Source organism: Cyanobium sp. BA20m-p-22 (assembly GCF_024346275.1).
Classification (GTDB): domain Bacteria; phylum Cyanobacteriota; class Cyanobacteriia; order PCC-6307; family Cyanobiaceae; genus Cyanobium_A.
Window position 1 is genome coordinate 1 of sequence record NZ_JAGQCQ010000225.1, and the last position, 6,162, is coordinate 6,162.

Consider the following 6,162-nt stretch of genomic DNA (forward strand, 5'->3'; position numbering starts at 1 on the left):
GGCCGTAGCCAGGCACAAACACCTCCCTTTCGGCCGCTTCCAGGGCCAGGGCGCATTCCTCGGCGCTGCAACTGGTGATCCGGCTGTAGCCGGCCTCATCGCCGCTCCCGCCAACGGGAGCTACGCCGCCAAGGGCCCCGCCAAACAACACGCTCACCAGGGATCGGTTCATGCCCGTGCACATCACCTGGGTGAGGATCAGGCCGGCGGCCCCAACCATCGCCCCAGCGACGATCAACAACTGGCTGCCCACCACAAAACCGGCGGCTGCTGCAGCCACACCCGAATAGCTGTTGAGCAGGGAAATCACCACCGGCATGTCGGCACCACCGATCGGCAGGGTTACACCGATACCCAGCAGGGACGAGGCCAGCAATAGCACCCAGAGAGGGGCGCCAGCCATGGCTCCGGGCAAGGTGATTGCACCTGCCAGGCAGGCAACTGCCAGGGAGATGTTGACGGCATGGCGCAGGGAGTTCTGGGTCCAGCCCGGGGTACTGATCCAACCCTGCAGCTTGCCCATGGCCACGATTGAGCCGCTGAAGGTGATCGCCCCCACAAACACCGAGATCACAATCGAGATCTGCTCCACCAGGCCTGGGGATCCATTGGGGCTGTAGATAGCCACGCCCAGGGCCACCAGCAGGGATGCCATGCCGCCGCAGCCGTTAAACAGGGCGACTGTTTCGGGCATGGCCGTCATCGGGACCCGTTGGGCCGTCAGCAGGCCGAGCAGGCCGCCGATGCCCGTGCCGATCGCTATCCAGAGCCAGGCCTGGGAACTGAGGGGCTGCTGGATCAGCAGGCCCAGCACCGCCAGGCCCATGGCCAGGGCCGCCAGGCCATTGGCCGAGCGTGCCGTGCTGACCTTCGAGAGTCCTTTGATGCCGAGTGCCAGCAGCAACACCGCCACCAGATCGATCAAAGCTGGTAAGAGGTTGGGTAAGGCCATCAGCGTGCCCCCCCGCTGCGGGAAGATTTGCGCGAAAACATCGCCAACATTCGGTCGGTGACCAGGAAGCCACCGACCACGTTGAACAGGGCGAACCCCAGAGACAGGGATCCAAGCAACAACAGGGGCACCTGGCCGTTGGCCTGGGCGATCAGGGTGAGTGAAGCCAGCACGGTGATGCCGCTGATGGCGTTGGCACCGCTCATCAGCGGCGTGTGCAAGGTGGGTGGCACCTTACCGATCAGTTCAAGACCGAGCAGGCTGCCCAGCAGCAGCACCCACAGGGCCTGGGTCAAGGCGCTCATCGGTTAACTCCGGAAACGAGATCGGGGAAACGGCAGTGGCCATCGTGGGTGAGCAGGCAGCCCGCCACGATCGGATCCTCCTGGTCGAGCTGGAAGCCGGCTCCATCGAGCACATGCTCCACCAGGGCGGCCAGGTTGCGGGCATAGAGGGCGCTGGCGTGGTTGGCAACCGAGCTGGGCAGGCCATCGCCACCGATCAGCTGCACCCCGTTGCGCTCGACGGTCTGGCCGCAGACCGTGCCGGCACAGTTACCACCCTGGGCCACGGCCAGGTCAACCACCACCGAACCGGGCCGCATGCCCGCCAGCATCTCCTCAGAGATCAGCAGCGGGGCCCGCCGGCCAGGCACTAGGGCCGTGCAGATCACCATGTCTGCCAGGGCGAGTTGGTCGGCCAGCTGCTGGCGCTGGGCGGCGAGAAAGGCCTCGCTGGCGGCTTTGGCATAGCCGCCGGATTCGGCTGGTGCCTCCTCCTGCTCAGGTGGGGAGAGAAACCTGCCGCCCAGGGATTCCACCTGCTCCTTGGCTGCAGGCCGCACATCACTGACGTAGACCACCGCTCCAAGACGGCGGGCTGTGGCAAGGGCCTGCAGGCCAGCCACCCCCGCACCCAGGATCAGGGCGCGGGCGGGCTGGATCGTGCCAGCAGCTGTCATCAGCATGGGCACGTAGCGATCCAGGGCCGCAGCAGCCAACAGAACCGCCTTGTAACCGGCGATGTTCGCCTGGGATGAGAGCACATCCATGCTCTGGGCCCGGCTGATGCGGGGCAGCAGCTCGAGCGCCAGGGCCGACACCCGGCGGGCCAGGAGCTGCTCCACCAAATCCACCGCTCCGTAGGGGGAGAGCAAACCGGCCACCAGGGTCCCTGGCTTGAGCTGGTCCAGCAGCTCAGCGGCCGGTGGATTGACGCAGAGCACCGCATCAATCTCCCAGCCAAAGTTGGCTTCCGGCTCCACCAGCCGGGCCCCGGCCTCGGAGAAATCGCCATCGCTGTAGCCGGCAGCCAGGCCCGCACCCTGTTGCACCCGCACATCCAGGCCGCGGGCCCGCAGCCTGCGCACGGTTTCCGGGGTCGCCGCCACCCGACACTCACCAGGACTGCGTTCCCGCAGAATCAGTACATCAGCCAAGGGGATCGCCTGTAGCCATCTACCTATTAGGGGGGAATGCCCCGCCCGGGGGCAATACGGCACCTACAAATGTGCGCAGTTGCCCATGGGGCGCTGGCATCAAAACAGGGGCAACAACTCCTCTTCCACGCAGCTGGCCTGGGGCAGGGCTCCCTGGCGCCGCAGCTGGCGGGCCCGCAGAATCATCGGGTCGATGTCGCACTCCAACGCCCAGCAGAGGCTCAGATGCTGCCGGTGCAGGGCATCTGACCAGGCCCAGCAACCCGGGTCATGGAAGGGGATGGCCATGGGGGATGGGTGGCGCCGGCCCGGGGGGATGGTCAAAAGTTAGGCCCGGCACGCCCCAAACCTATTAGGCCAGATCACTCATTTGCAGCGGGGCTGGTCTGGCCCCACCCGGCTTCGACACAATGGCGCTATGGGGTTCCCTTCCTTTGATCTGGGCCTGACAACAGGTGGTGTGGCCCCAACCCTGCGACCCAGGCAATGGCAGAGCCGGCTGATCCAGCTGCTGAGAGCCCGCCTGCTCAATCCCGAACCAGGGGGCCATGACGTGCTGATCCACGCCGGGCCGGGAGCCGGCAAAACCCTGGGAGCCCTGCTCAGCTTCCAGGCCATGCAGCGGGAAGGCCGAATTGGCCACTTCGTGGTGTTCTGCCATCGCAGTTCAATCGCCCGCCAATGGCTGGCGGCGGCGGCACGACTCAATCTGCAGCTGGTGGAGTGGGATCCGGAGCAGGGGCTGGCGGCCCTCCATCCCAGCCGCGGCTGGGATGGACTGCTGCTGAGCTACCAGAGCGCAGGTCGGCACCGCCGCCCACTCAGCTCGGCCCTGGGAGCAGGGAGCCTGGGGCCCTGGCTGGCGATCGCCGATGAGGTCCATCACCTCGGGCTCGATCCCGACGAACCGGAGGCCGCCGCCTGGGGCTATGCCTTCGGCCAGCTCACCAGCGGAGCCCGACTGAGGCTCGGGCTGACGGGAACCCCCTTCCGAGCCGACAACCTGGCCTTCTGCGCTGCCCGCCGGGTGCGGGTGCGCGAGGGCGAGGAGGAGATCGAGCGCATCGTCCCAGACCTGAGCATTGCCCCCCGCCAACTGATCCAGGCCGGCGACGTGCGCCCCCTGGAATTTCGTTTTCAGGACGGCTGGGTGGACCACGGCAGAGCCCAGGCCGGCGCCCCTACGGAGACCTCACCACTCTCGGGTGAAGAGCGCGAGAGCTGGCGGGCTCGCAACCTACGCCGCGCCATTCGCCTGGGGGACTCGAGCTGCATCGCCCTGCGGCTCCTGCTCAATGCCCGCAAACGGCTCGAGCTGGTGCGCACCAGCCACCCGGAGGCCGGCGGACTGGTAATAGCCCGCGACATAGCCCATGCCAGGCGCATCACAGGCCTGCTCGAAGAGCAGGGCGATCGGGTGCACCTGGTGCACTCCCAGGACCCGGCAGCCGCCTCCCGACTGGCCGGCTTCCAGGCCGGGGAGGCCGACTGGCTGGTGAGCATTGATATGTGCGCCGAGGGCTTCGATGCCCCAAGGCTGCGGGTAGTGGCCTACCTCACCACCGTTGTCACCCGCAGTCGCTTCGTGCAGGCGATCACCCGGGCCGTGCGCATCGATGGCGGCCGCAGCAGCCTGGAAGCCATACCTCGGGATCCCTCCTATGTATTCGCCCCTGCCGACCCCCTGCTGATCCGCTATGCCCGCAGCTGGTCCATAAGCGAGCCCTACCTGATTCGCCCCAAGCTGGCCACTCCCGGCTCAGAGAATGCCGGTGGCAACGGCGGCCAGCAGCCCCTCGAAACCGTTGGCGAAAGGGTTGGGCAGGTGATTCAGCTGGGGGGACCTGAACTGCCTGATTTTCTCGGTCAACGGGCTTGAACCCCAATGGGGGCCTGAGGGCTCTGGGGCCACAATGCGACGTTGTGTCAACCACTACCTCAGGAAGGGCCCCGTGCCGGCAACTTGGTGCGAACCAACGCAGTAGGGGAATGGACGCCGCAGTCAATCGCCGTCTCACCGTTGCTGTCAGCTGGGCCCTAGCCCGCAGGGCCACCCTGGATTGCCAGGAGCATTTCGAAGAAAGCTTTGCCGTCACCGAGGAATTCAGGGAATGGCTGGTGTGCCTGGAGGAGCATCCCGAACACCTCGCCGCCAACGTGCTGATGGTGCCCACCAATCGCGCTGAGCTGAGCCAGCCCGAAATGGATGGGCTCCTGGAAATCTGAGCAGAGCCGACCATCCCCTAGGCTTAAGTCATACTCAGTCCGCTTTAGTCATGACATCCCCCGGGATGGCTGCAGGCCCTTCTTCCAATTCGGCCGGAGCCCTGGAGAACCTGGTGATTGTGGGGTCCGGCCCTGCCGGCTACACCGCGGCCATCTACGCCGCCCGGGCCAACCTGAGCCCCCTGCTGATCACCGGCTTTCAGGACGGCGGCATTCCCGGCGGCCAGCTGATGACCACCACCCACGTTGAAAACTATCCGGGCTTTCCCGACGGCATCCTCGGCCCTGAGCTGATGGACAAGATGAAAGCCCAGGCCGTGCGCTGGGGCACCCGCCTGGTGGAGGCCGATGCCACTGCCATCGACCTCTCCCAGCGGCCCTACTTGATCACCGCCGAAGGCCAAACCATCCAGGCCCAGGCCCTGATCCTGGCGACCGGGGCCAGTGCCAACCGACTCGGCCTTCCCAGCGAAGAGCTGTTCTGGAGTAAGGGCATCAGCGCCTGCGCCATCTGCGATGGCGCCACCCCCCAGTTCCGTCAGGCCGAATTGGCCGTGGTGGGTGGCGGTGATTCCGCCTGCGAAGAGGCGGTGTATCTCACCAAATACAGCAGCCAGGTGCACCTGATCGTGCGCGGCGAAAAGCTACGTGCCAGCGGCGCCATGGCCGACCGGGTGCTGACCAACCCCGCCATCACCGTGCACTGGAACCGCCAGGTGGCCGACGCCAGCGGTGGCGACTGGCTGGAAGCCATCACCCTCCGTGATGTCAACAGTGGCGCCAGCGAGGAACTGGCCATCAAGGGCCTCTTCTATGCGATCGGCCACACCCCCAACACCCGCCTGCTCAAAGGCCAGCTGGAGGTGGATGGGCACGGCTACCTGGTGACCAGGCCCGGCCGCCCTGAAACCAGCATGGAGGGAGTGTTCGCGGCCGGCGACGTGGCCGATGCCGAATGGCGCCAGGGCATCACCGCGGCCGGCAGCGGCTGCCAGGCGGCCCTGGCCGCCGAACGCTGGCTCAGCCACCACGATCTGGCGGTCACCGTCAGCCACGAGCCCGTCGATCCCGCCGAGGTGGGTGAACCGCGGCGCACGGCCGAAAGCGACGAAACCAACTACGACCCCGCGGCCCTCTGGCAGAAGGGCGGCTATGCCCTGCGCAAGCTTTACCACGACAGCAACAAGCCCCTGCTGGTGGTCTACACCTCACCCACCTGCGGGCCCTGTCACGTGCTCAAGCCCCAGCTCAAGCGGGTGCTTGATGAACTCGGCGGTGCCTCCCAGGGAGTGGAGATCGACATCGAAGTCGATCAGGAGATCGCCGCCCAGGCCGGGGTAACCGGCACACCCACGGTGCAGCTCTTTTTCCAGAAGGAGCTCAAGCAGACCTTCCGCGGCGTGAAGCAGCGCAGCGAATTCAAGGCCGCCATCGAAGGCCTGCTGGGGCCCTAGCGACGCCGGGGGCCGCCTGGTCGGTTGCCGCCCGGACGGGGACCGGCGGCCGCGTTGCGCTCCCGATAGGTGATCCGGCCACGGGTGAGGTC

General features: G+C 66.6%; 7 protein-coding genes and 1 pseudogene. 3 read left to right on the forward strand and 5 right to left on the reverse strand.

Annotated elements, in window-relative coordinates:
- The 4 genes from KBZ15_RS16345 to KBZ15_RS16360 all read right to left on the reverse strand — a co-directional run.
- Positions 1-952, reverse strand: a 952-nt coding sequence (locus tag KBZ15_RS16345) for an NAD(P)(+) transhydrogenase (Re/Si-specific) subunit beta (RefSeq protein WP_255016258.1), incomplete at its 3' end; no start/stop codon positions are given.
- Entirely contained in the window at positions 952-1,257 is a 306-nt protein-coding gene (locus KBZ15_RS16350; RefSeq protein WP_254932057.1) for an NAD(P) transhydrogenase subunit alpha, read from the reverse strand. The genes KBZ15_RS16345 and KBZ15_RS16350, both read right to left, overlap by 1 nt.
- Complete coding sequence (locus KBZ15_RS16355) at positions 1,254-2,390, reverse strand: NAD(P) transhydrogenase subunit alpha (RefSeq protein WP_255016259.1); 1,137 nt, start codon at positions 2,388-2,390, stop codon at positions 1,254-1,256. The genes KBZ15_RS16350 and KBZ15_RS16355 overlap by 4 nt, the downstream gene beginning before the upstream one ends.
- A 99-nt stretch (positions 2,391-2,489) precedes the next feature.
- Positions 2,490-2,678, reverse strand: a complete 189-nt coding sequence (locus KBZ15_RS16360) for a hypothetical protein (protein WP_197151108.1) — start codon at positions 2,676-2,678, stop codon at positions 2,490-2,492.
- Between the two features lie 130 nt (positions 2,679-2,808).
- On the opposite strand from KBZ15_RS16360, the gene KBZ15_RS16365 reads away from it, so the two are divergent.
- From KBZ15_RS16365 to trxB, 3 genes are all read left to right on the forward strand, one after another.
- On the forward strand, positions 2,809-4,269 hold the full coding sequence (locus tag KBZ15_RS16365) for a DEAD/DEAH box helicase (protein WP_255016261.1): 1,461 nt from the start codon (positions 2,809-2,811) through the stop codon (positions 4,267-4,269).
- Between the two features lie 110 nt (positions 4,270-4,379).
- A complete protein-coding gene (locus tag KBZ15_RS16370) occupies positions 4,380-4,616 on the forward strand; it encodes a hypothetical protein (RefSeq protein WP_255016262.1) in 237 nt (78 codons plus the stop codon).
- 50 nt (positions 4,617-4,666) lie between these two features.
- On the forward strand, positions 4,667-6,070 hold the full coding sequence (gene trxB, locus KBZ15_RS16375) for a thioredoxin-disulfide reductase (protein ID WP_255016264.1): 1,404 nt from the start codon (positions 4,667-4,669) through the stop codon (positions 6,068-6,070).
- Here the strand turns inward: trxB and KBZ15_RS16380 are convergent.
- Positions 6,067-6,162, reverse strand: a pseudogene (locus KBZ15_RS16380) (translation initiation factor IF-1); the annotation flags it as partial. The gene trxB and the pseudogene KBZ15_RS16380 overlap by 4 nt on opposite strands.